The organism is Micrococcales bacterium (assembly GCA_016703125.1).
Classification (GTDB): domain Bacteria; phylum Actinomycetota; class Actinomycetes; order S36-B12; family UBA10799; genus JADKAV01.
In genome coordinates this window covers 176,539-198,301 of sequence record JADJCR010000004.1, presented here as the reverse complement: position 1 = coordinate 198,301, position 21,763 = coordinate 176,539, and the positions used below count along the sequence as shown (strand labels likewise).

21 protein-coding genes and 1 pseudogene are annotated in these 21,763 nt (G+C 68.9%); 18 read left to right on the top strand and 4 right to left on the bottom strand.

Annotation, left to right across the window (positions count from 1 at the left end; translation table 11 throughout):
* Positions 1 to 1,173: 1,173 nt before the first annotated feature.
* Positions 1,174 to 1,845 carry a peptide-methionine (S)-S-oxide reductase MsrA gene (gene msrA / locus IPG68_07700; GenBank protein MBK6763159.1) on the bottom strand — a complete coding sequence of 224 codons (672 nt, stop codon included), beginning with the start codon at positions 1,843 to 1,845 and terminating at the stop codon, positions 1,174 to 1,176.
* Positions 1,846 to 1,913: 68 nt separating this feature from the next.
* Between msrA and IPG68_07695 the strand changes: the two genes are divergently transcribed.
* The 3 genes from IPG68_07695 to IPG68_07685 all read left to right on the top strand — a co-directional run bounded on the left by IPG68_07695 (position 1,914) and on the right by IPG68_07685 (position 6,858).
* Entirely contained in the window at positions 1,914 to 3,113 is a 1,200-nt protein-coding gene (locus IPG68_07695) for an MFS transporter (protein ID MBK6763158.1), read from the top strand.
* Positions 3,100 to 3,762 carry a hypothetical protein gene (locus IPG68_07690; protein MBK6763157.1) on the top strand — a complete coding sequence of 221 codons (663 nt, stop codon included), beginning with the start codon at positions 3,100 to 3,102 and terminating at the stop codon, positions 3,760 to 3,762. The genes IPG68_07695 and IPG68_07690 overlap by 14 nt, the downstream gene beginning before the upstream one ends.
* A gap of 93 nt (positions 3,763 to 3,855) precedes the next feature.
* Positions 3,856 to 6,858 carry a hypothetical protein gene (locus IPG68_07685; protein MBK6763156.1) on the top strand — a complete coding sequence of 1,001 codons (3,003 nt, stop codon included), beginning with the start codon at positions 3,856 to 3,858 and terminating at the stop codon, positions 6,856 to 6,858.
* Between the two features lie 279 nt (positions 6,859 to 7,137).
* Here IPG68_07685 and IPG68_07680 read toward each other — a convergent pair whose 3' ends face one another.
* Entirely contained in the window at positions 7,138 to 8,253 is a 1,116-nt protein-coding gene (locus tag IPG68_07680; GenBank protein MBK6763155.1) for an MFS transporter, read from the bottom strand.
* Between the two features lie 80 nt (positions 8,254 to 8,333).
* Entirely contained in the window at positions 8,334 to 8,747 is a 414-nt protein-coding gene (locus IPG68_07675) for a MarR family transcriptional regulator (protein MBK6763154.1), read from the bottom strand.
* 130 nt (positions 8,748 to 8,877) lie between these two features.
* Here IPG68_07675 and IPG68_07670 point away from each other — a divergent pair, with 130 nt between their 5' ends.
* From IPG68_07670 to IPG68_07655, 4 genes are all read left to right on the top strand, one after another.
* The gene (locus IPG68_07670; GenBank protein MBK6763153.1) at positions 8,878 to 10,317 is read left to right on the top strand and encodes a S8 family serine peptidase; all 1,440 of its coding nucleotides are present in this window, start codon (positions 8,878 to 8,880) and stop codon (positions 10,315 to 10,317) included.
* Positions 10,318 to 10,463: 146 nt separating this feature from the next.
* Positions 10,464 to 11,738, top strand: a complete 1,275-nt coding sequence (locus IPG68_07665; protein ID MBK6763152.1) for an FIST C-terminal domain-containing protein — start codon at positions 10,464 to 10,466, stop codon at positions 11,736 to 11,738.
* Positions 11,738 to 12,937 (top strand): threonine ammonia-lyase, encoded by a 1,200-nt coding sequence (locus tag IPG68_07660; GenBank protein ID MBK6763151.1) that lies wholly within the window; start codon positions 11,738 to 11,740, stop codon positions 12,935 to 12,937. Before IPG68_07665 ends, IPG68_07660 begins: the two co-directional genes overlap by 1 nt.
* A gap of 38 nt (positions 12,938 to 12,975) precedes the next feature.
* Positions 12,976 to 13,359: a rhodanese-like domain-containing protein gene (locus IPG68_07655; GenBank protein ID MBK6763150.1), complete on the top strand. Its 384-nt coding sequence runs from the start codon at positions 12,976 to 12,978 to the stop codon at positions 13,357 to 13,359.
* A 3-nt stretch (positions 13,360 to 13,362) separates the two neighbouring features.
* On the opposite strand, the gene greA is transcribed toward IPG68_07655, so the two are convergent.
* The gene (greA, locus tag IPG68_07650) at positions 13,363 to 13,845 is read right to left on the bottom strand and encodes a transcription elongation factor GreA (GenBank protein ID MBK6763149.1); all 483 of its coding nucleotides are present in this window, start codon (positions 13,843 to 13,845) and stop codon (positions 13,363 to 13,365) included.
* A 164-nt stretch (positions 13,846 to 14,009) separates the two neighbouring features.
* On the opposite strand from greA, the gene mca reads away from it, so the two are divergent.
* The 11 genes and pseudogenes from mca (at position 14,010) to IPG68_07595 (ending at position 21,422) form a co-directional block, all read left to right on the top strand.
* Complete coding sequence (gene mca, locus IPG68_07645) at positions 14,010 to 14,819, top strand: mycothiol conjugate amidase Mca (GenBank protein MBK6763148.1); 810 nt, start codon at positions 14,010 to 14,012, stop codon at positions 14,817 to 14,819.
* Positions 14,820 to 14,860: 41 nt separating this feature from the next.
* Positions 14,861 to 15,058, top strand: a complete 198-nt coding sequence (locus IPG68_07640; GenBank protein ID MBK6763147.1) for a hypothetical protein — start codon at positions 14,861 to 14,863, stop codon at positions 15,056 to 15,058.
* Positions 15,058 to 15,312 carry a hypothetical protein gene (locus IPG68_07635; GenBank protein MBK6763146.1) on the top strand — a complete coding sequence of 85 codons (255 nt, stop codon included), beginning with the start codon at positions 15,058 to 15,060 and terminating at the stop codon, positions 15,310 to 15,312. The genes IPG68_07640 and IPG68_07635 overlap by 1 nt, the downstream gene beginning before the upstream one ends.
* Positions 15,312 to 15,662: a DUF3817 domain-containing protein gene (locus IPG68_07630; GenBank protein ID MBK6763145.1), complete on the top strand. Its 351-nt coding sequence runs from the start codon at positions 15,312 to 15,314 to the stop codon at positions 15,660 to 15,662. The genes IPG68_07635 and IPG68_07630 overlap by 1 nt, the downstream gene beginning before the upstream one ends.
* 10 nt (positions 15,663 to 15,672) lie before the next feature.
* Complete coding sequence (locus IPG68_07625) at positions 15,673 to 16,461, top strand: ABC transporter permease (GenBank protein MBK6763144.1); 789 nt, start codon at positions 15,673 to 15,675, stop codon at positions 16,459 to 16,461.
* Positions 16,458 to 17,240, top strand: coding sequence for a hypothetical protein (locus IPG68_07620; protein MBK6763143.1), 783 nt, complete (start codon positions 16,458 to 16,460; stop codon positions 17,238 to 17,240). The genes IPG68_07625 and IPG68_07620 overlap by 4 nt, the downstream gene beginning before the upstream one ends.
* A 70-nt stretch (positions 17,241 to 17,310) precedes the next feature.
* Positions 17,311 to 18,072, top strand: coding sequence for an isoprenyl transferase (locus IPG68_07615; protein MBK6763142.1), 762 nt, complete (start codon positions 17,311 to 17,313; stop codon positions 18,070 to 18,072).
* Positions 18,073 to 18,207: 135 nt separating this feature from the next.
* A complete protein-coding gene (locus IPG68_07610) occupies positions 18,208 to 19,509 on the top strand; it encodes a PhoH family protein (protein MBK6763141.1) in 1,302 nt (433 codons plus the stop codon).
* A 380-nt stretch (positions 19,510 to 19,889) separates the two neighbouring features.
* Positions 19,890 to 20,153 (top strand): annotated as a pseudogene (locus tag IPG68_07605) (lytic transglycosylase domain-containing protein).
* Positions 20,154 to 20,404: 251 nt separating this feature from the next.
* Complete coding sequence (locus IPG68_07600; protein MBK6763140.1) at positions 20,405 to 20,842, top strand: transglycosylase SLT domain-containing protein; 438 nt, start codon at positions 20,405 to 20,407, stop codon at positions 20,840 to 20,842.
* Between the two features lie 43 nt (positions 20,843 to 20,885).
* The gene (locus tag IPG68_07595) at positions 20,886 to 21,422 is read left to right on the top strand and encodes a transglycosylase SLT domain-containing protein (protein MBK6763139.1); all 537 of its coding nucleotides are present in this window, start codon (positions 20,886 to 20,888) and stop codon (positions 21,420 to 21,422) included.
* The last annotated feature ends 341 nt before the right edge of the window (positions 21,423 to 21,763 follow it).

Here is a 21,763-nt window from a genome sequence, read left to right as displayed (position 1 = left end):
TTGGTCCCAGGCCAAGCCAGAATGTTGATCGATTGCGAGAACTGGCTTCTCTCCTTGCGACGGAAGCAGGAACCAGAACCGGTACTCGAATAGCCCCAGCGGGCCGGGATCGCCTCGCAGTTCTTCAAGTTGCCGCTGGGCCATGGGCAGGGCTTGGAAGTGTTCCCTTCGAACCCCACCTTCGTAACCCGCGCTGTCAAGAACCCCGTTCTCCATGATCCAGCGCACACGAACAGCAAGTGCGACTCGTTCCATGAAGGCGGAAATGGCGCGGATCCCTGTCGATGTGGGACGTGCCGCGGGTGTGCTTGAGGGGGCAAGAAGGGTCGGCAGCGGATTCGTACAACTCGACGAGATCCCGTCGGCGATCGCGGGCCATGATTGCTTCCGGCCAGCCCAGATCTCGCGGCCCATGAAGATGGCAGCCGATGCCCCCCCCCCCCCATGCCCCCCCCCCCCCCCCCCGCCCCCCCCCCCCCCCCCCCCCCCCCCCCGGCGCCCCCCCGTTTCGTGGTTCATATGCACCAGACTGTGGGCATCGTCTCCGACGATCTTGTAGACCGCCAGACAGTCTGACTGCCCGCACCCTGGGTGAGTCTCGATGACAGTCAACCGGCGAGGGTGTCGCCTCACCAACCCCCCCCCCCCCCCGGCCCCCCGGCCGCCCGGCCCCGGCCCCCCCGCCCCCGGCCGCCGGCCCCCCCCCCCGCCCGGCCCCCGGGGGGCGCCCGGCCCCCCCCGGCCCCCGGCCCGGGCGGCGGGCCCCCCCCCGCCCCCGCCCCCCCCCCGCCCGGGCGGGGGGGGGCCCCGGGGGGGGGGCGGGGGGGGGGTCCGCCGCAATCCACCACGCGGTGGCAAGCACCAATGGTCTGCGGGGTTGGTATCAGTCGCGCTCTCGGCCAGGCCGCGACTAGTACGTCGACGTCGCGAAATCGCACGTCGGACCTACTGGATCGGGAACGTGCGGCTCCCCCCCACTTGCTCGGTCGGCAGGCAGGCCCTAATGACCCGCTGGCCAGTGCGGACAGCGCCCCCGAAGTGGGCTAGTCGGCTTCAGAATCCGATCGGGCATTGGCAGAAGCCGATTCTTCGAGGCATGGGGGTTGGTCGATCGGTGCGGTCAGTGCATGGCGATCAGTCGCAAACCACCAACTCGCAGTGGCTCAATGCCTTCTATAGCGGCAACGCCACCCCGGTATTCGCATGGCACCGGTAAAGACTGCCACTTTGGTAACCGTGCTCGACCTTGTGCAGGTACTGCTGGTGGTACTCCTCGGCGTAGTAGAACGTGTGCTCGGCGGCCGGCTCGATCTCCGTGGTGATCGGCCCGATCCCGCGGGCGGTCAGCACGTCCTGGTACGCGTCTCGCGTCTTCTCAGCAACCGCGCGCTGCTCTTCCGTGGTCCAGAAGATGGCCGAGCGGTACTGGGTCCCCACATCGTTGCCCTGCCGGAAGCCCTGGGTCGGATCGTGATGCTCCCAGAACAACCGCAGTACCTCCAGCGTCGAAACGCGGGCCGTGTCGTAGGCCACGAGCGCGGTCTCGGTGTGGCCCGTGCGTCCCGTGCAGACCTGTTCGTACGTGGGATAGCCCGAGTAGCCACCCATGTAGCCGACCGCCGTGGAGACCACCCCCGGCAACTGCCAGTAGTACTCCTCGGCGCCCCAGAAGCAGCCCATGGCCAGGTAGATCACCTCGACCCCGTCATCCCACGGTGCGTGCATGCGGGTTCCCAGGACGACGTTGCGGTCGGGCACGGTGAATGGCGATGCGTCGCGCGACGGCAGGGCATTCTCGGATGCCACCATCGAGCGCTTGTCGGTGAAGATGCTGCGCAGGTCCATGTGTCCAGTCTCGCCCAGTTCCGGCGAGTGCGAAACCGGCTGCGATAGTGGCACGCGTGAAGACGTGGGTGCCAAGGATCGGCGGACTGCCGAGGGAGGTCACCGTCCTCGCGGCGATCGCGTTCTGCGTGGCGCTCGGCTTCGGCATCGTCATCCCCGCGATCCCGCTGTTCGCGCGCACGTTCGGAGTCACCGCATTCGCCGCCAGCGCCGTCATCAGCGTGTTCGCCTTCATGCGCCTCGTGAGCAGTCCCGCGGCCGGCTGGCTGGTCAACCGTTTCGGTGAACGCACGATCATGTCCACCGGCCTGGCGATCGTCGGCCTGTCCAGCCTGGCGGCCGGGTTCGCCACCGACTACGTGCAGTTGCTGCTGCTGCGGGGGATCGGCGGGACCGGTTCGGCCATGTTCACCATCTCCGCGACGGCCCTGCTGCTGCGGGTTGCCGCCCCCGAGTACCGCGGCCGGGCGTCGGGTGCATTCCAGGCCGGCTTCCTCATCGGTGGCGTCGCCGGTCCGGCGGTGGGCGGATTGGTGATCGGGCTGTCGATCCGCGCGCCCTTCTTCGTGTATGCGGGGACGCTGCTGGCGGCCTTCCTCGTGGCGGTCGCGTTGCTCCCGCGGCTCGAGCATCAGGAGTCGCCGCATTTGGCCGACGACACCGAACGCATGGGTTTCCTGCCGACCTTGAAACTGCCCGCCTACCAGGCTGCGCTCGGCGCCAACTTCGCCAACGGCTTCGTCTTCTTCGGCCTGCGCTCGTCGCTGGTCCCGCTGTTCGTGGTGGAGGGTCTGCGCGAAGGGCCGGGTCTGGCTGGCGTGGGGTTCGTGGTGGCGGCGGGACTGCAAGCGGCACTGCTCGCGATCGGCGGCCGCACAGCCGACCACCGCGGCCGCAAGCCCGCGCTCGTGATCGGGCTGGCGGTGGGTGTGTTGTCGCTGGTGGTGCTCGCCGCGGCCCCCAACGCGGCGTGGTTCCTCATCGCGATGGCAGTGGCCGGGGTCTCGGGGGCCTTCCTCGGACCCTCGCCGACCGCCATCGTCGGCGACGTGTCCAGAGGGCACCACGGCGGCTCCGTCGTCGCCGGCTTCCAGATGATGTCGGACTTCGGGTCGATCGTCGGGCCGCTGGTCGGGGGCTTGTTGCTCGACCGCTCCAGCTTCTCCGTTGCGTTCGCCGCGGGGGTGGCTGTGTCGGCACTGGCGCTGTTGCTGGCCCTGCGCATGCCGGAGACCCTGCGGCGCGAGGGTGCCGGTGCTGCGGCGTGACACCGGCGGTGACCGCACGCTGGTGTTCCTGCCCGGCTTCATGACCGCCGCGTCGGCGTACGCGGCGTTGCTCGACCCGGTGGGCGTTTCCCTGGTGGTGCCGCAGTTGTACCCGCGAGGGCTGGCTGCACTGCGCGGCAAGCACACGGTGCGACAGGAGACCGAGGCCGCGGTGCAACTGGTCGCCGGACTCCCCGGCCGTGTGTTCCTCGCGGGACATTCGCGTGGGGGGCAGGCGGCGTGGCTGGCTGCAGGGGTCCTCGGCGAACGGGTCGCCGGCCTGTGCCTTGTGGACCCCGTCGATGGGCAGGGGCGGCGACCGGCCCGCGACCTCGTAACGCGGCGCTTCGCTGAGTACATCGGGCCGACCTGGATCATCGGGGCCGGAGTCTCGGGTCCGTGTGCCCCGGTGGGGGCGAACCACGAGCAGTTCGTGCGCGCTACGCCCGAAGCCGTGCACCTGGTGGTGCCGGACCTCGGGCACGCCGACATCCTGCAGGGCCGGGCGCGGGGTTTCGGGCGACGGTTGTGCGGCGGGGGCCAGGACCCGGATCGTGCGCGGGCCTTGTGCTCAGGGTTGTTGGCACGGTTCGTGGCCGGCGAGGTGCCGACTTTGGGTGAGCACCCGGGGTTCCGCCGGGTGCGGTGAGGCCCGCGCAAGGCGTTGGAGAGGCGCACATCGGGGAGCGATTCGACGCGGTTGTATCGCTCCCCGACTCCCGACGGGCCTACCCTGCTGATCATGAAGCGGCGCAGGTGGTGGATCGGCTCACTGGTCTACGCACTGGTTGCGATCCTCATCGGCTTCGGAGTGGCCACAGCCACCAACGGGCTGCTCGCGTTGTCCATCGAGCCCAAGCAGGCCCAACCCACCGCGCCCATCCCCGTGTCCCGTGTCGCCGCTGCAGCCGAGCCGCCGGACATCGCGACGGTGGCGACGCCCGCCGGGTACCGAGACGACCCGCTGCTGGTGATGGCGGTCGTGTGGTTCCAGGACGCGGTGGAAGCCAGCACCGGTACGCGTCCGCGTGTCGTGACCGGGCCGGCCGACTTCACCGTTCGCACCGCCGACCTGCCTGCCCAGGCGTATCGCCTCGGCCCGGTCGGGGTGTCCGGGGCGGGCCGGGAGGGGATGGCCAACGGCCTGCTTGCCGCCGCAGATGCGATCGCCGGGGGCACCGGCCTGCCGGACCTGGCCGGCGCCCCGGTGGTTCCGGACCTCGAGTACCGGTTCGCCGACTTCGGCGCGGTGGGGGTGGAGCCTGATCCGCAGGCCTGGGCGGCGCAGGACGATTACTCGCACAACTCGCAGCAGTTCGCCGATGTGATCCTGTCCAAGCCCCCGTGGGTGGATCCCGCCGGGATGGAACGGGTGACGCAGGAGTGGCAGGACTACATCGACCACATCCGCGCCTACGGTTACAACGGCGTCGTCGTCAACGGGTTCCTCGAGTACGTGAACTTCGACAATGTTGGCGACGGCTACCAGGTCTATGCCGAGGACAGCCCGTACCGCGCCCGTCACGACGCGATGGTCGAGCAATTCGGGCAGATGTGGAAGTACGCCGCTGACATGGGCATGCGCGTGGTGTTCAAGACCGACATGCTCGCCAACACCGGCCCGCTCAATGACTTCGTGGAGCGCGAGCTCGGCGGGTTCGACGTCGACGATCCCCGGCTCTGGGAGTTGTACCAGGCGGGCCTAGCGGAGTTCTTCGAGAACATGCCGTACGTCGACGGGCTCATGATCCGTATCGGTGAGGCCGGCAGCGTCTACAACATGCCCGGGTGGGACTACTTCTCCACGCTGGCCGTCACCACGGTGGACTCGGTACGCACCATGCTCACGAAGTTCACCGACACCGCGGCCGAGCACGACAAGACCGTCTACTTCCGCACGTGGTCGGTGGGGGTGGGTGAAGTCGGGGACATGCACACCAACCCGCAGTCGTATGCCACGGTGCTCGACGGCATCCCCGCGGACAACCTCGTGGTCGTCACGAAGTTCACGATGGGCGACTTCTACTCCTGGCTGCCGCTGAATCCCACGCTGGAACAGGGCGGGCAGCCGCGCATCGTGGAGTTCCAGTCCCGGCGCGAGTTCGAGGCGTTCAGTTCCTTCCCGAACTACCTGTCCGCCGACCACCAGGCCGCGCTGAAGGACTTCGAGCAGAAGAACCCGAACATTCAGGGCGTCTGGGTCTGGACGCAGGACGGTGGGCCGTGGCGGGCCGGACCGATGTCGCTGTATCTGAAGTCCGGCTACTGGCAGTTGTACGACCTCGACGTGTACGCAACCGGCCGGCTGGCGTGGGATCGCAATGCCGATCTCGCCGCGGTCAACCAGTCGTGGATCGCGCAGAACTTCAGCGATGACCCGAAAACGATCAAGGCCCTCCAGGGGATCTTCGCGACGTCGCGCGAGGTGACCAAGCAGGGGCTGTACATCCCGCCGTACGCGGACAAGCGCGTGCTCGCGCTCGGGCTCGAGCCGCCGCCGATGATGTGGATCTTCGAGTGGGACATCGTCAGTGGCGACACCGCAGCGCTCAGCGTCATTCACAACGCCTCCCGCGGTCGCATCCAGGAGGCGATCGACGGGGCTGCGACGGCACAGCGCACCGCCGAGGAGATGCTGGCGACCGCCGAGGCGACGGATCCGGCGACGTGGAAGGACCCCGCGCTGCGGGAGAGCCTGATCCACTCGCTGGAGTACGAGGCGGATCTCTTCGCCACCCTCGGGGCATTTCGCGCGGCCTTCCTCTCGTACTACGACTGGCTCGACACCGGCGACCCCGCGGACTGGGCGGCATGGCAGCGCAACAAGGCCGTCTACGACGAGGCGGTCGCTGCGCACACCGCCAAGTACGGGCAGGATCTCGACACTCCGGCGTACTCGTTCTTCGCCGTCGACGCGGGCCTGGCGCATGCCGAGCGAACGCGCTCGTCGCAGGTGGTGACGTTGGTGGTCCTGCTCGGGATCGTGGGCCTGTTGGTTCTGGGCGCGGTGGGACGCCGGGGTCCGTTGGGTGCTGCTGCCCGCGGTCTGTGGCTCGGGGCGACCCGGCCCTGGCGGCTGGCAGAGGACCCTGACGTGCCGCGGCCCGGGTCGTCCCGGTGGTTGGCGTGGCTACTGCCGGCGGCCTTGCTCGTCGCGAGCCGTGGGGCCTTCTCCAGCTGGTTGTCGTGGAGCTACCTGCTGGTGACCTTGGGCTCGATGGCGCTGTTCACGATGACCGCTCGGGTGTTCGTCCGGGGTCGCGATCCATTCGCGCTGTACGCGGGCGTGGGGGCCGCGCTGCTGCTCAAGACGCTGTTGCTCAGTGTGGTCGTGGTGGTGCGCGGGCCGCTGCTGTACTGGTACCGGTTCTGGACCGACGAGCAGTTCCGCACCGTGTACGTGACGATCAGTTTCGCGGCGTTCCTGTGGTTGTTCTGGGTTACCTACGTGGTGATGCGGTCGGCCTACGGGTGTGGTCGGCTGCGGGGCCTGGGCCGGGTGCTGGTCGCGGTGGCCGTGCCGGTGGTAGCGCTCGGTGGCTTGATGCAGTGGTCCGGGCTGGAGGCAGCGCTGACCACGTTCAACGACCAGATGGCGTTGTTGCCGCTGGGCCTGTCCCGGATCCTCGGGATCACCGTGCACCTCGGCATTCCGACCGAACTCCCGCTGTACCTGTTGGGGTTCGGCGCGGTGCTCGGGCTGGTGGGACTGGCGATGGGTGCGTCGCGGCGGGTCCTTGACTGAGGTGCCGGGCACCCGCTGCCCCGGCCACCGGCCGCCGGCGGCTGAGGGCGGGAGAGGTTCGGACGTTGGGGAGAGGTTCAACCGGGTTGGGTCGCTCCCGGGTGTCCGTTTCACTCCCCGATGCGGCGGGGCGCCGGTGCGGCCGCCGGGTTGACGGGGTTGCGCTGAGGGCGGGAGAGGTTCGGACGTTGGGGAGAGGTTCAACCGGGTTGGATCGCTCCCGGGTGTCCGTTTCACTCCCCGATGCGGCTCCCCGGCGGGAGGCTGGTGGCCCCAGCCTCAGCGCGCCGGTTCCATCCGCCGCGCTCGGCGCAGCGCCGCGACCAGCACCCCGGTCAGCAGCAAGCTCACGACGCCAGGCAGGACCAGGGCGGCCCGGGGACCGAACTCGTCGGCGAGCAGGCCCACCAGCGGTGCTCCGACCGGCGTGGTGCCGAAGAAGACCGCCATGTACAGCGCCATCACGCGACTGCGGTGCTCAGCATCGGCGTGGGTCTGCAGGTAGGCGTTGGCGGCGGTCATCATGGTCAGCGAGGTAGCGCCGCACGCGATGAGGGCCGCGGCGAATGACCACACGCTGGGCATGAAGCCGGCCAGTACCACCGTGCCGCCGGCCGCCATGGCCGCGAGGGCCACCAGGCGCACATCGGTGCGCGCCCGCCGGGCTTGCGCAAGCGCGGCGGCCAGCGAGCCCACGGCCATCAGGGACGTGAGCACACCGAACGTGCGGGCGTCCGCGCTGAACGTGTCCGAGACCATCAGCGGGATCGTGATGGGGAAGTTGAAGACCAGCATCGCCACCCCGCCAGCCGTGGCGATGACGAACCACAGATCCGGTCGGTGCCGCACGTAGGCCAGCCCGTCGCGCAGGCCGCCGGTGCGGTGCTGACCAGCGCGCGTCTTCAGGTGGATGCCCGCCAGCGCGGCGTACATGATGGCGAAGGTCAGCGCGTTGACCAGGAACACCCAGCCGGCTCCCCACGCTGCGATCATGAGTCCGGCCACTGCGGGACCGACCAAGCGGGCGGCGTTGAAGTTGGCGCTGTTGAGCGCCACGGCGTTGACCACCTGGCCGGGCGGGACCAGGTCCGAGACGATCGACTGCCGGGCCGGCGCGTCCAGAGCCGTGATCACGCCCAGGGCAGCGGCGAAGACCAGGATCAGGGCGCCTGTGGCGTGTCCGGTGAGGGTGAGCAGGGCGAGGGCGAGCGCTTGCAGTCCCATCCCGATCTGGGTGAGCTGCAGCAAGCGGCGGCGGTCGTGCCGGTCGGCGAGCACCCCCGCGAACGGGGCCAGGAAGAGCATCGGTGCGAACTGCGCGGCCACGACCAGGCCCAGCATCCGGGCGTCGCCGGTGACCTGCAGGACCAGCCAGGACTGGGCGATGCGGTGCATCCACGTGCCCACGTTCGACGCCAGCGCACCAGTGGCGTAGCGCCGATAGGCCGGGATCCGCAGCGCGGAGAATGTGCCGCCTAGTCCCGTGCCAGCCTGTCCAGGATCGGTACGGCCGCTTCCAGTGTCGCGCGTTGTTCGGGTGTCAGTTGCGACATCCGCTGCGTGAGCCAGTGGTCGCGGCGCTGCCGGTCCCGCTGCACCATCGCCCGCGCCTCGTCGGTCGCGGCGTAGATGACCTGGCGACCATCGGTGGGATGCGGTGCCCTGGTCACCAGCCCCGCCGACTGAAGGCTGCTGAGGATCCGGGTCATGGACGGCGGCTGCACGTGCTCGGCGGCGGCCAACTCGCCAGGGGGCAACGGTCCTTCGCGCAGCAGCGTGCCGAGTGCCGCCATCTGGCTGGCCGTCATCGTGTCGTCGGCGCGCTGGTTGCGCAGGCGTCGCGCGAGCCGCATGATCGCTATCCGCAGGTCCGGGGCTTCGGTCGGCATGCGTCTCCCTCTGCGGGATGAAGTCATTAACAATACTCATTACTTCTGCTAACGATATCACTGACGCAGGCATTCCCGCCGGTTTCAGGTGGGGGTTCGCGCATGCCGATGAAACACATGGAGGACGTCCATGGTTCGCGCAGCGCGTCACGCGGCACTGGTGGGTGCGTGTGCGCTGCTCGCGGCGCTGACGGCCCCGGCGTCCGCGGAGAACGGCGACGCCGCCAGGATCGTGGGGGACCTGGGAGCCGGGGAGGCGGGACGGGTCGTCACGGTGATGAAGACGGGATCAGGTGGGCTGGACATCGCCGTGGAGCCGGTCAGCGGCCGCCGCGACGCACTGGCCGAGGTTGCGGCCGGCCTGGCCGACCCTGCGGTGCGCAGTGTCGAAATGGACGCCCCGGTCAGCGCCGCGCAGGACCCCAACGTCTCCGACCAGTGGGGCGTGATGTCCGTGCAGGCGCCAGCCGCGTGGCTCGCAACGCGGGGGGCCGGCGTCACGGTCGCCGTCGTGGACACCGGTGTGGACGCCGGTCATGAGGACCTCGCAGGGCAGGTCCTGCCGGGTGTGGACCTCATGGGTCGCCGGACCTCGGCGGAGTCCTCCGACCTCAACGGCCACGGGACCCACGTGGCGGCGATCATCGCCGCGGCGGACAACGGCGCCGGAGGGGTCGGAGTGGCACCGCAAGCCAGGATCCTGCCCATCCGCGTGCTCGATGCTGACGGCGCCGGGTATGCCGGCGATGTTGCAGAAGGCATCGTGTGGGCCGTGGACCACGGCGCCCAGGTGATCAACCTCAGTCTCGGTGGGCCGGTCCCCAGTCAGGCCCAGGCGGCCGCAGTGGAGTACGCGGGGGAGCACGGCGTCGCGATCGTCGTCGCTGCGGGCAACAGCGGTCCCGGGGCCGTTCCGGACTATCCCGCGGCGTTCGAGGGTGTGACGGCAGTGGCCGCGGCCACTCCGCAGAAGGCCGTGGCATCATTCTCGAGCCGGGGGACCTACGTCGACCTCGCCGCGCCGGGGACGATGATCCTGTCCGCGCTGCCCGGCAATCACTACGCCCATCAATCAGGCAGCAGCATGGCCGCCCCCTTCGTCGCAGGTGTGGCAGCGCTGCTCTACGCCCTCGATCCGGACCTGGACGTCGCCGGGGTTCTGACCAGTACTGCCACGGACATCGACGTTCCAGGCCCCGACGTCGCCTCCGGCGCCGGCCTGGTGTGCGCGCTGTGCGCCGTCGAGGCGGTGGTCGGCCCCGTCATCCAACCCGCACAGGTCCAGCCCGGGCCGGAAACGAGCCCCGTGTCGGCGCCGGTGTCCTGGGGTGCGGTGCGCGTTCGTGCCGCCCGCGGCGATCGCGTCGTCCTGCGGGCGCCCCGGGTCTTCAGTCGGTGCACCTGGTCCAAACGGCGCTCTGCGCAGGCGTGGCGCGAGGTGGAATCCCAGCATTGCCAGGTGCGACTCGGACGCGTCCGCAGGGGAATGGACGGACTGCGTTACAAGGTGGTGGCGGTGGCAAGAGGTCTACCCGCCTACTCCGTGGTGCGCCTGGTGGTGCGTGGCTGACCGCGGCGGAAGTTGGGTAGCGACAGTCAACGAGGTTGCCTCTGGTTACCCATGTCCGCGCCGTCGCCACGGGGTGCGTGTCGCCCGTGTGACCCCGGCACCGCGCCATCGGCCAGAATGCAGGGGTGGGGCTGGTAGGAGAAGGCTTGGCCGTCGCGACGGAACCAGGTCCGGCGGACATGACCGCGCTTGCGCGCAAGGCCGTGCGCCAGGCGCTGACCCAGCTCGGGTCGACCCCGAACCTGGCGTTCGTCTTCGTGGCTGCGGCCAACGCCGAGGACGCCGAACAAGCACTGCTCAGCGCCCAGACCCATTTGGGGTCCGCGACGGTCCTGGGCACCTCGGCGGCCGGCGTGATCGCTTCGGGCAGGGGTACGGATGAGGGGACGGCGGTGGCCGTGTGGGCAACGCGCTTACCGGGGCTGCGGGCACGCTCCTTCCACCTCGAAGTCATGGCCGACCCCGAGGGGCACCAGATCGTCGGGCTGCCCGGACGGCGCCGGGACGACGTCATCGCGATCCTGCTGACCGATCCATGGTCGTTCCCCGCGACCGATTTCGCCGCGCACGCCGACGTCCTGCTCAACGACCTGCCGGTGGTGGGGGCTGTAGCGTCCGGTCCAGCGCCGGCGCGGGCCACACGTTTCCTGCTCGACGGGCGCATCCATCAGCGCGGCGCGGTTGGTGTGATGATCGGGGGGCACGCCGAGGTCACGACGCTCACCAGTCCGGCATGCCGACCGGTCGGCCCGGTGCTGACGGTCACAGAGTCGGAGGGGTTCCTGCTCAAGTCGCTGGCCGGCACGCCGGCTGCGTTGCAGGCCCAGGAGGTGGTGGCATCGCTCGGCGAGCCGGAGCGCGACCTGGCTTTGGCCGGCATGCAACTCGGAGTTGCGGTGGATTCCGTCGATCCCCGGATGGGGGACTTCGTCATCCACGAGTTCCAGCCGGCGGAGGGGGAGCGGGGGGCGCTGCAGATGGTCGCTCCGGTGCCGGTGGGGGCCACGGTGCAGTTCCACGTCCGTGACGAGATCGCCGCCGACGAGGACCTCAACGTGATGCTGGAGGGCGTCGCCGCGCGGATGGGGTCGCGGCTGGAGGGAGCGCTGATGTTCTCGTCCACCGCGCGCGGCCGTTTCATGTTCGGCACGCGCGATCACGATGCCGCCGTGGCGCACGGCCGGCTCGCCGTGCCGGTCACCGGCTTCTTCGCCGAGGCGGAACTCGCCCCCATGGGTGGCCGGATCTGCCTGAACTACCAGACAGCCACCGTCATCGCGTTCGGAGGCGGTCCGCGGGCGATGGTCGGTCACCACACGGCGGTGCGCCCGCAGCAGATCGCTGAAGCGGACCCGATGACCCGCGAGGTCCACAAGATGTTGGCCGAACTGGCTCAACCGCCGGACGAGGGTCTGCTGTGATCGACGCCGGCGCCGTGACTGCGGCCCAGGCCAGGCTCGCCGGGGTGGCGTTCCGCACTCCCGCGGTCCCCGCCCGCTGGCTCAGCGACATCGTGGGCGGCCCGGTGTACCTCAAGTGCGAGAACCTGCAGCGCACCGGATCGTTCAAGATCCGCGGTGCCTACAACCGCATCTCGTTGCTGAGTCCTGAGGAACGGACCAGGGGCGTAGTCGCTGCGAGCGCGGGCAACCACGCGCAGGGGGTGGCGCTGGCGGCGCAGTTGCTCGGGGTGAAGTCGACGGTGTTCATGCCAGAGGGTGCGACCCTGCCCAAGATCCAGGCGACCGTCGCCTACGGCGCCACGGTGGAGTTCTCCGGGCACACGGTGGACGAGGCGCTGACCGCCGCGCGGGCCCACAGCGACCGCACGGGCGCGGTGCTCATCCACCCCTTCGACCATCCCGACATCGTCGCCGGGCAGGCCACGGTCGGCCGGGAGATCGCCGAGCAGCATCCGGAGGTCCGCACCGTGGTCGTGTGCACCGGCGGCGGGGGCCTGCTGGCGGGCGTTTGCCTCGGTCTGGCCGATGGCGCCCCTGCCGCGCGAGTGGTGGGGGTGCAGTCCCGTGACGCGGCGTCCTACCCGCCGTCGCGGGCGGCCGGACGTCCGATCCCGCTGACCAGCATGAACACGATGGCCGATGGGATCGCCGTGGCCAGGCCCGGTGATCTGCCCTTCGGGATCATCGCTGATGCCGGGGTCAGCTTCCGGACCGTGGACGACGAGCAGATCGCCCGGGCGGTGGTCATGTGCCTCGAGCGCAGCAAACTGGTTGTCGAGCCTGCCGGGGCTGCAGCGTTGGCCGCGGTTCTCGTCGAGCCCGAGTTGTTCGAGCCGCCGGTGATGGTGACCCTCTCCGGCGGGAACGTGGATCCGCTGCTGCTCCTGCGGATCGTGCAGCGCGGTCTGGTCGCGGCGGGCCGCTACATGGTGATCTCCGCAAGGATCCCCGATCTGCCCGGTCACCTTGAGGCGTTGCTGGCCGCGGTGGCCGAGCATCAGGCCAACATCGCCACCGTCTCGCACAGCCGCACCGATCCGCGGCTGCGCGTCGATGAGTGTGACGTCATCGTGGAGGTGGAGGTCAAGGGGCCGGAGCACGCCGGGGAACTGGTGACCGGGCTGCAGGCCCGCGGCTTCGCCATCTCCGTGGGCTGACTTGGGGACAAGTACCCTAGGGGGGTATGCTTGTGGGCATGCGGAGATTGCTGCTTGCCATCATGGCGCTGTTCGCGCTGACCCTGACCGCCTGTTCTTCCGGCACGGCCACGAGCCTGTCGCCGTCGGATTTCCAGGCACTCACGCAGGAGGCCGGGGTGGTGACCCTCGATGTCCGCACGCCCGCTGAGTACGCGTCCGGGCACTTACCGGATGCGGTGAACCTCGACGTCGAATCGCCGACGTTCGCCCAGGGGCTGTCCCAACTCGACCCGAATGCGACCTACGCCGTGTACTGCCGCAGCGCGAACCGCTCAAAGGTGGCTCTGGACCAGATGGAACAGGCCGGGTTCACGAAGGCGCAGGACCTCGACGGAGGCATCGTCGCGTGGCAGAGCCAGGGCCTGCCCGTCGTGCAATGACGATCAGTCGTGCACTTCGACGATGGTGACCGTCATGGTGCGCCCGTTGGGCAGTTCGTAGTCGACCTTCGTGCCGGCGTGTTGTCCCAGCAGGGCCTTGCCCAGGGGTGACTCGGGGGAGCAGATCTCCAAGTCCGTGTGGGCCTTCTCCTCGCGGGAGGCCACCAGCATCATCTCCTGATCCCCGCCCGGGAACTCGATGGTCACGGTGGAGCCGTGGCTCACGGCTCCTTCGGCCACATCGTCCGGGCGCCCGATCTGGGCGTGCTGCAGCAGGTGCTTGAGCTCGCGGATGCGTTGCTCGTTGCGGCCCTGGTCCTCCTTGGCAGCGTGGTACCCGCCGTTCTCGCGAAGGTCGCCCTCTTCGCGTGCGATCTCGATGGCCTTGCTGATCTTGGGGCGCGTCACTTCGGTGCGCTCGGTGAGCTCCTCGGTCAGCCGGTCGTAGGCTTCCTGGGTCAGCCAGTGGACCTTCTGCTCGGTCACGTCGCATCTCCTCATCGATACGGCGGCCCACCGGCGCGTGGGGCGTCCGGAGGGCCGATGAAAAGACAATAGTGCCCAGAATCGCCGCGGAAGCGCACCCCGGTTGGCGCAGGCCGCAGTGCGGATGTGCGTATCGTGGTCGCGTGGACACCGGCCTGCGCTTGATGCACGTGCACGCTCACCCGGACGACGAGGCCAGCAAGGGCGCGGCGAGCACCGCCAAGTACGTGGCCGAGGGCGTTCGGGTCAAGGTGGTGACCTGCACCGGCGGTGAGCGCGGCGATGTGCTCAACCCGGGCCTCGAGATCGACCCGCAACACCTGGCCGAGATCCGGCGGGAGGAGATGGCCCGCGCCGCGCAGATCCTCGGTGTGGAGCACGCCTGGCTCGGTTTCGTCGATTCCGGATTCCCCGAGGGCGACCCGCCCCCGCCGTTGCCCGACGGGTGCTTCGCGGCGCTCGATCTGGACGAGGCCACCGCCCCCCTGGTCGAACAGATTCTTGAGTTCCGGCCGCACGTGATCACCACGTACGACGAGAACGGCGGCTATCCGCACCCCGACCACATCCGCACCCACGAGGTGACCATGGCGGCAGTGGCGCAGGCGGCACCGTTGTGGCAGGTGAGCAAGGTCTACTACCACCAGACGTTCCACAAGCGGAAGGTCCTGGCCCTGCACCAGGCCGCCGTCGAGCGCGGCTTGGAGTCGCCCTACGCGCACTGGATCGACGACCTCCTCGAACGACCTGACGACAGTCGCCGCGTGACGACCAGGGTGCGGTGCGCGGAGTACTTCGAGGTACGCGACGCCGCCCTGAAGGCCCATGCCACCCAGATCGACCCCTCCGGGCACTGGTTCGCGCTGCCGGCCGACGTGGCGCGGGAGGTGTGGCCCACAGAGGACTTCGAACTCGCGCTGAGCGTGCTGCCGTTCGACGGCCCCGAGGACGACCTGTTCGCCGGGCTGCGCTGAGCGGCCGCAGGCGTGCCACGACCGCGTCGTAGACTCGGAACGTGCTCGTCATCCCCGCCGTCGAAGGCGAACTGCCCGACCCCAGCGAGGTCGGGCCCGGCTTAGGTGCCCTGGCGGTATTCGTCTTCCTCCTGATCGCCGGGGTGTTCCTGATGCGCTCGATGCGCAAGCAACTGCGGCGGGTGGACTTCCCTGAGGACGCCGGACCGGACGACCCCGACAAGCCAGTAGCGAGCTGATGATCCGCTTCATCCTGCAGCCCCGTTGGATCCCCTGGCACGTGCTCTGCCTGGTGGTCACGGTGGTCTTCGTCCGGCTCGCCGGCTGGCAGTGGGACGTCGCCCAGCGCCAGTTGGAGCTGGACTGGCAGAACGCGGCCTACGCCGTGCAGTGGATCGTCTTCATCGGCTTCGTGTGGTGGTTCTGGTTGCGGGTGATGAAGGACCAGCGCACCATCGAAGCCCAGCGCGATCAGGAAGAGATGGTGGAGTGATGTCCGGTTCCCTGCTGCGTTACCGGATCATGGCCTACATCGTGGGGGTGCTGCTCCTGTTGCTGGTCTTCGTGCACATCCCGCTGCGGGTCTTCTACGACATCCATACGCCCGTGGCGACGGTGCACGGCTGGATGTTCATGATCTACCTGGTCACGGTGCTGGACCTGTCGCTGCGCTGCAAGTGGAACGTGTTCCCCCGCACGCTGCTGGTGATGCTGGCCGGGACCATCCCGTTCTTCTCGTTCTACGCCGAGCACAAGGCCACGCGGTGGGCTCGCGATTACATGGCGGCCCATCCGCAGTCACCGGCGGTGTCCCGGGCCGGTTCCGCGCGCGCGGACAACTAGCATCGGGGCCATGATCTCCGACCTCACGCGCCTTGCGGACAGGCGTCGGACGATCGCGCTCATGGTCCGGCAGGACCTCAAGACGCTCTACCGCCGCTACCGGCTGGGCTTCGTCTGGACGCTGGGCGAGCCGTTCCTGATGGCCATGCTGATGTGGGCGGTGTTCACGTTCATATTCGCCGGCGGCCGGGGCATCGGTCTGCAGCCCTTCATCGTCTTTCTCATCACCGGCATCTACCCGTTCACGTGGCTGTCCCAGACCATCCGCAAGAGCCCGCGCGCGTACATCAGGTTCGGCGATGTGCTGCAGACCAGTCCGCTCACCCCGGGCATCTGGCCGGTGCGCATCGTGCTGGTGGGGATGTTCGAGTTCATCACGTCGATCCCGATCATCCTGATCTTCATCTTCGTCGGCGGCGCGAGCCTGACCTGGGGGACCGCGTTGTTCCCGGTCGCGATGGTGCTGCAGTTGCTCCTGTGCACCGGGTTCGCGCTCTTCCAGGCCGGACTCGCGCTGCGGTGGCCGGATGTCGAGGTGTTCGCCTCCGTACTGACCCGCGCGTTCTTCTGGGGCAGTCCCATCCTGTGGTCGCAGAAGAACTTCCCGGAGTGGATGGTGCCGTACCTGTACCTCAACCCCTTCCACGGGGTGCTCGACTTCTACCGGGCCAGTGTGTGGCCCGAGGTCCTGCAGTCGTGGCAGAACTACGCCATCTCCTTCGGGGTCATCCTGGTGATCCTCGCCCTGGGCATCTGGATGGTGTACGGCAAGGGCGTCGACGTGCGGCGGATCGAATGACGCTGGCGGCATTCACCGACGCCGGCATGGAAGGTGTCCGGCTCAGGAAGAAGAAGCGCATCATCAAGGGCGTGCCGCGCATGATGGGCTCCCACGAGCGCGAGGTCTACTGGGTGTTCCAGGGTCTGCGTGCCCAGGTCGATCCGGGACAGGCGCTGGTGCTGGTCAGCCGGGACCCGGTGCGCACCAGCGCCGCGCTGCGGGTGATGGCCGGCATCCTCCCCGTGGACACGGGATCGGTGCAGCGCCCGGACCGGAGCCTGCTGCTGGTCAGTCCCCAGGGCCGGTGGCTTCGCGAATTGTCCGTCGAGCAGACGATCCGGCTGCTGGCCGGGACCTACGGCCTGTACGACGACGAGATCGAGCAGATGGTCGTCCCTGTGGCGAGGATGGCGGCAGTCGACTCCATGCTGCACCTGCCTCTGGCGGATCTGAGCCGCAAGTACGCCGGTCAGATCGCCTTCGCCATCGCCATGCACGCCCCCGTGCCGCTGGTCATGTTCGACCACACCGCGACCCTGGGCACCGCCGAGTTCCGGCACACCTGTCCCGATCGGCTGGTGGCACTGCGCGATGCCGGCAAGGCGCTGATCATCGCGACGGACAAGCCGAAGGTGGCGCTGCAGGTCGGCACCGATGCGGTCATCCTGCGCGGCAAACGCTGCGATCCGGTGTCTGTGGTGGACGCCGCCGAGTTCCTCCTGCGCGGTCCGGGCAAGACCCGCAAACGGCCCCAGCGAAACCAGGAGGAGGACGATGACGAGGGCCTGGACTTCTAGGCAACATTCGGGTCACAGGCGCTGACCGCGGTTCACGCTGCGGGGTACCCTGCGGTCAGAGGAGGTGGGTATGGGCCTGCGCGACGTGGCGTACTCGCTGTACGAGCGCCGTCTGCTGGCAGGCCTGGACCCCGACCGCATCCCCCGGCACGTCGGTGTGATCCTGGACGGCAATCGACGCTGGGCTTCCTTGCAGGGCACCACCGCCTCGGCCGGTCACCGGGTCGGCGGGGAGAAGATCGCCGAGTTCCTGCGGTGGTGTGACGCCGTCGACGTCGAGGTCGTGACCTTGTGGCTGTTGTCCACCGACAACCTCGCCCGGCCGCGCGAGGAACTCGACCAGTTGCTCGGGATCATCACGGACACCGTCGAGGCGCTGGCCGCCGAAGGGCAGTGGCACATCCACCCGGTGGGGGCGCTGGACCTGCTCCCCGACCAGACCGCCAATGTCCTCAAGGAGGCCGATGCGGCCACCCGCGACATCAACGGCATGACCGTCAACGTGGCCGTGGGCTACTGCGGGCGCCGGGAGGTCGTCGACGCGGTGCGGTCCCTGCTGGTCGAACACGCCGATCGCGGGACGTCGCTGGACGACCTCGCGCAGTTGCTGGAGCCCGAACACATCGCTGAACACCTGTACACCCGCGGCCAGCCCGATCCGGACCTCGTGATCCGCACCTCCGGCGAGCAGCGGCTCAGCGGTTTCTTACTCTGGCAGAGCGCCCATTCGGAGTTCTACTTCTGCGAGGCCTACTGGCCGGACTTCCGGCGGGTTGACTTCCTGCGCGCGATGCGTGCGTACGCCGACCGTCAGCGCCGCTTCGGCGGTTGATCACTGCGGCCGCAGGACCGTTCAGCCGATTGCCCGGCGCCGTCGGCGTGGCGTGCTCGCGGCGGACAGCCCCGCGGCCTAAGGTCAGGCGCATACCGGACCCGCGCCGGGCTCCGGTGGAACGGAGGCCCCAGCGTGCCCTATGACCACCCCTTCCGTACCTACGTCCTGGACACCAGCGTTCTGCTGTCGGACCCCCACTGCATCTGGCGGTTCGACGAACACGAGGTGGTGATACCGGCGATAGTGATCACCGAACTCGAGGGCAAGCGAACCCACCCCGAACTGGGGTACTTCGCGCGGACCGCACTGCGGCTGCTCGACGACCTGCGGGTGGCGGCCGGCCGGCTCGACGAACCGGTGCCGCTGGACAGCGGGGGGACGTTGCGGGTGGAACTCAACCACGCCGATCCGTCGATCCTGCCCAGTGGGTTCCAGATCGGGGACAACGACACCCGAATCCTGGCGGTGGCGCGCAACCTGGCCGCCGAAGGGCATCACGTCGTGGTGGTCTCCAAGGACCTCCCGCTGCGTGTGAAGGCCTCGGCGGTGGGCCTGATCGCCGAGGAGTATCGCGCTGAGCTGGCCTCGACCAGTGAGTGGAGCGGCATCGAGGAACTCGACGTGAGCCAGTCGTGGCTCGACGACCTCTACCGGGGCGAGATGGCCGACCTCGATGAAGCCCGCGACCTGGCGTGCCACACGGGCCTCATCCTGACCAGCGAGTCCGGTTCGGCTCTGGGGAGGGTGACCGAGGGGAAGCAGGTGCGCCTGGTGCGCGGCGACCGGGAGGCCTTCGGCCTGCACGGGCGCAGCGCCGAGCAGCGCATCGCCCTGGACCTGCTGCTCGATCACTCGATCGGCATCGTGTCGCTCGGAGGACGTGCCGGCACCGGCAAGAGCGCGCTGGCCCTGTCCGCCGGGCTGGAGGCGGTCCTCGAGCGTCGCCAGCACCGCAAAGTCGTGGTGTTCCGGCCCCTCTACGCCGTAGGTGGCCAGGAACTCGGCTACCTGCCCGGGACCGAGCACGACAAGATGGGCCCGTGGGCCCAGGCCGTCCACGACACCTTGCAGGCGGTGACCACCCAGGAGGTGGTCGATGAGATCGTCGACCGCGACATGCTGGAAGTGCTGCCGCTGACCCACATCCGCGGGCGCTCACTGCACGACGCCTTCGTGATCGTCGACGAGGCACAGTCCCTCGAGCGCAACGTGCTGCTCACGGTGCTCAGCCGGATCGGCCGCGACTCGCGAGTCGTGCTCACCCACGATGTGGCCCAGCGCGACAACCTGCGGGTCGGGCGTCACGACGGGGTGGTGGCAGTGGTCGAAAGGCTCAAGGGCCACCCGCTGTTCGCCCACATCACGCTGACCCGCTCCGAGCGCTCACCCATCGCGGCCTTGGTCACCGAACTGCTGGAGGACCACGCGCTGTGACGGGTGTGTGACGCTACTCACGCTTGCGTCCGCTGGACGCAGGGCATGTAACCGACAGATCCCTCTGGAGGTTGTCCATGCCCGCACGCGTGACCCGCGTCCTGATCGGCGCAGTGGCAGTATCGGTACCGGCAGCCATGCTGCTGCTGGCCTCGCAGAGTGCCCCTGCTGCGTCCACCCACGGCGTATCGGCTACCGCAGCGGCCGCCGTCCCAGCGTCCGACCAGGACAAGACCCCTGCTGTGATTCCTCCCACGAAGGTGTGGCGGGGGGCAGCGTCGCACGCCGACCGCTACGACCGGGCTTCGCGCAGTTCATCTCCCCACCGCTTCGGGACCGTCGCGTACAACAAGTGGTTCGCCCGGATGTACATGCAGCAGAAGTACGGATGGGGCGCCGACCAGTTCTCAGCACTGGAACAGCTGTGGCAGCGGGAGTCGGGTTGGAGCCAGCACGCGCACAACCCCTCCTCCGGCGCGCACGGCATCCCGCAGTCGTTGCCGGGGTCGAAGATGGCCTCCTTCGGCAGCGACTGGGCGACGAACCCGGAGACGCAGATCAAGTGGGGCCTGTCCTACATCAAGTCGGTCTACGGTGCCCCAGCAGCGGCTCTCGCGTCGTCTCACAGCCGCGGCTGGTACTGATCCAGTTGTCGCAACTGCCTGATTCGCCCGATTCCATCGGTCGGAAGTGACATATGTCACGCAAATCGCGGCCGTGTTGGCGGGTCGTCCCTGGACACAGTGGAGGTGAACGCCACAACCCGGCGTCCAGCACGCAGGTCGCGCTGACACCCTGGCGGCACAACCGGTGGATCGAGCCGGCCGTACGGGGGCAGTGACCAACGGGTCCACCACGCGTCCCTCGATCCGGGTCGCCCGACCGATGGGTTCGCATGATCACCCCCCGTATCGCCGCCGGCATCACAGCCGCCCTGATGGTGGCCTCGCCCGTGGCCGCCCACGCCGCCACGCGACCCGATTTGCCGCGGCCGAGCCGGTCACAGGCACCAGCCCGCTTCGGGACCGTCGCCTACTCGCAGTGGTACGCCAAGCAGGCGGCCATGATCCGTTTCGGTTGGGGCCCGCGGCAGTTCAAGGCACTGAAGACCCTCTGGATCCACGAGTCGGGATGGAACCACAAGGCGGTCAACCGGTCATCGGGGGCGTGGGGCATTCCGCAGTCGTTGCCCGCGTCCAAGATGCGCACCCACGGCAGTGACTACCGGACCAACCCCGAGACCCAGATCGACTGGGGCTTGGACTACATCCGCGGCCGCTACGGCACCCCGGTGAAGGCCTGGGCCTTCTGGCAGCGGCACCACTGGTACTGACCGGTGTGACCCGGCTCACGATTCTCTGGTCAGACGCAGGGGCATGACCCGGGTGCACAACCCGAGTCACCTGGAGATCCCCCGCATGAATTCGCACACGACCCGCGCCACTGTGGTTGCCGCCAGCATCCCGCTGCTGCTCAGCGGCTTCAGCGCGCAGGCCCTCGCGACCCCTCACGTCAGCACCTCGTCCGCGACTGCCGTGAGCAAGGACGACCGGGCCGACCGCATCAAGGCCCCGTCGCGCAGCCGCGCCCCGTACCGGTTCGGTTCGGTCAAGTACAACCAGTGGTACGCGACGCAGTACATGCAGTACAAGTACGGCTGGGGCCCGAAGCAGCGCCGCAGCCTCATCAAGTTGTGGAACCACGAGTCCGGCTGGAACCAGCGCGCCCACAATGGGTCGTCCGGGGCCCACGGCATCCCGCAGGCCCTGCCCGGGTCCAAGATGCGCACCCACGGCAAGAACTGGCACAGCAACCCCGAGACGCAGATCAAGTGGGGTCTGTCCTACATCAAGGGCCGCTACGGCACTCCGAACGGCGCCTGGAACGCATGGCTGCGCAAGGGCTGGTACTGACCTTCCTCTGACGTGATCGACCCCCGCGGGTATGAGCCGCGGGGGTCGTCGTCGTTCTGGGGCTCGACCGGCGCGGCCGTGCGCGGGAAATCAGGGCGTTGGTGAAAGGTACGGGCGGGAGAGATCCAACCGTGCAGAATCGCTCCCCGCTTGAGGTGTCTCTCCCGCCTTGAGCGCGAGGCGTCTTGTGGCGGCGCCGCAGTGCGCGCGGGCCACCCTGTGCGCGCGCGCGGGAAATCAGGGCGTTGGTGAAAGGTACGGCGGGAGGGATCCAACCGTGCAGAATCGCTCCCCGTGCTTGAGGTGTCTCTCCCGCCTTGAGCGCGAGGCGTCTTGTGGGC

Bases quoted from the DNA above. Each gene is read 5' to 3' on its own strand.
- IPG68_07680 (MBK6763155.1), bottom strand. From the start codon at position 8,253: ATGCACCGCATCGCCCAGTCCTGGCTGGTCCTGCAGGTCACCGGCGAC.
- IPG68_07620 (MBK6763143.1), top strand. From the start codon at position 16,458: ATGACGCTGGCGGCATTCACCGACGCCGGCATGGAAGGTGTCCGGCTC.
- mca (MBK6763148.1), top strand. From the start codon at position 14,010: ATGCACGTGCACGCTCACCCGGACGACGAGGCCAGCAAGGGCGCGGCG.
- IPG68_07595 (MBK6763139.1), top strand. From the start codon at position 20,886: ATGACCCGGGTGCACAACCCGAGTCACCTGGAGATCCCCCGCATGAAT.
- IPG68_07675 (MBK6763154.1), bottom strand. From the start codon at position 8,747: ATGCCGACCGAAGCCCCGGACCTGCGGATAGCGATCATGCGGCTCGCG.
- IPG68_07655 (MBK6763150.1), top strand. From the start codon at position 12,976: ATGCGGAGATTGCTGCTTGCCATCATGGCGCTGTTCGCGCTGACCCTG.
- IPG68_07625 (MBK6763144.1), top strand. From the start codon at position 15,673: ATGATCTCCGACCTCACGCGCCTTGCGGACAGGCGTCGGACGATCGCG.
- msrA (MBK6763159.1), bottom strand. From the start codon at position 1,845: ATGGACCTGCGCAGCATCTTCACCGACAAGCGCTCGATGGTGGCATCC.
- IPG68_07600 (MBK6763140.1), top strand. From the start codon at position 20,405: ATGATCACCCCCCGTATCGCCGCCGGCATCACAGCCGCCCTGATGGTG.
- IPG68_07670 (MBK6763153.1), top strand. From the start codon at position 8,878: ATGGTTCGCGCAGCGCGTCACGCGGCACTGGTGGGTGCGTGTGCGCTG.
- IPG68_07615 (MBK6763142.1), top strand. From the start codon at position 17,311: ATGGGCCTGCGCGACGTGGCGTACTCGCTGTACGAGCGCCGTCTGCTG.
- IPG68_07685 (MBK6763156.1), top strand. From the start codon at position 3,856: ATGAAGCGGCGCAGGTGGTGGATCGGCTCACTGGTCTACGCACTGGTT.
- IPG68_07630 (MBK6763145.1), top strand. From the start codon at position 15,312: ATGTCCGGTTCCCTGCTGCGTTACCGGATCATGGCCTACATCGTGGGG.
- IPG68_07635 (MBK6763146.1), top strand. From the start codon at position 15,058: ATGATCCGCTTCATCCTGCAGCCCCGTTGGATCCCCTGGCACGTGCTC.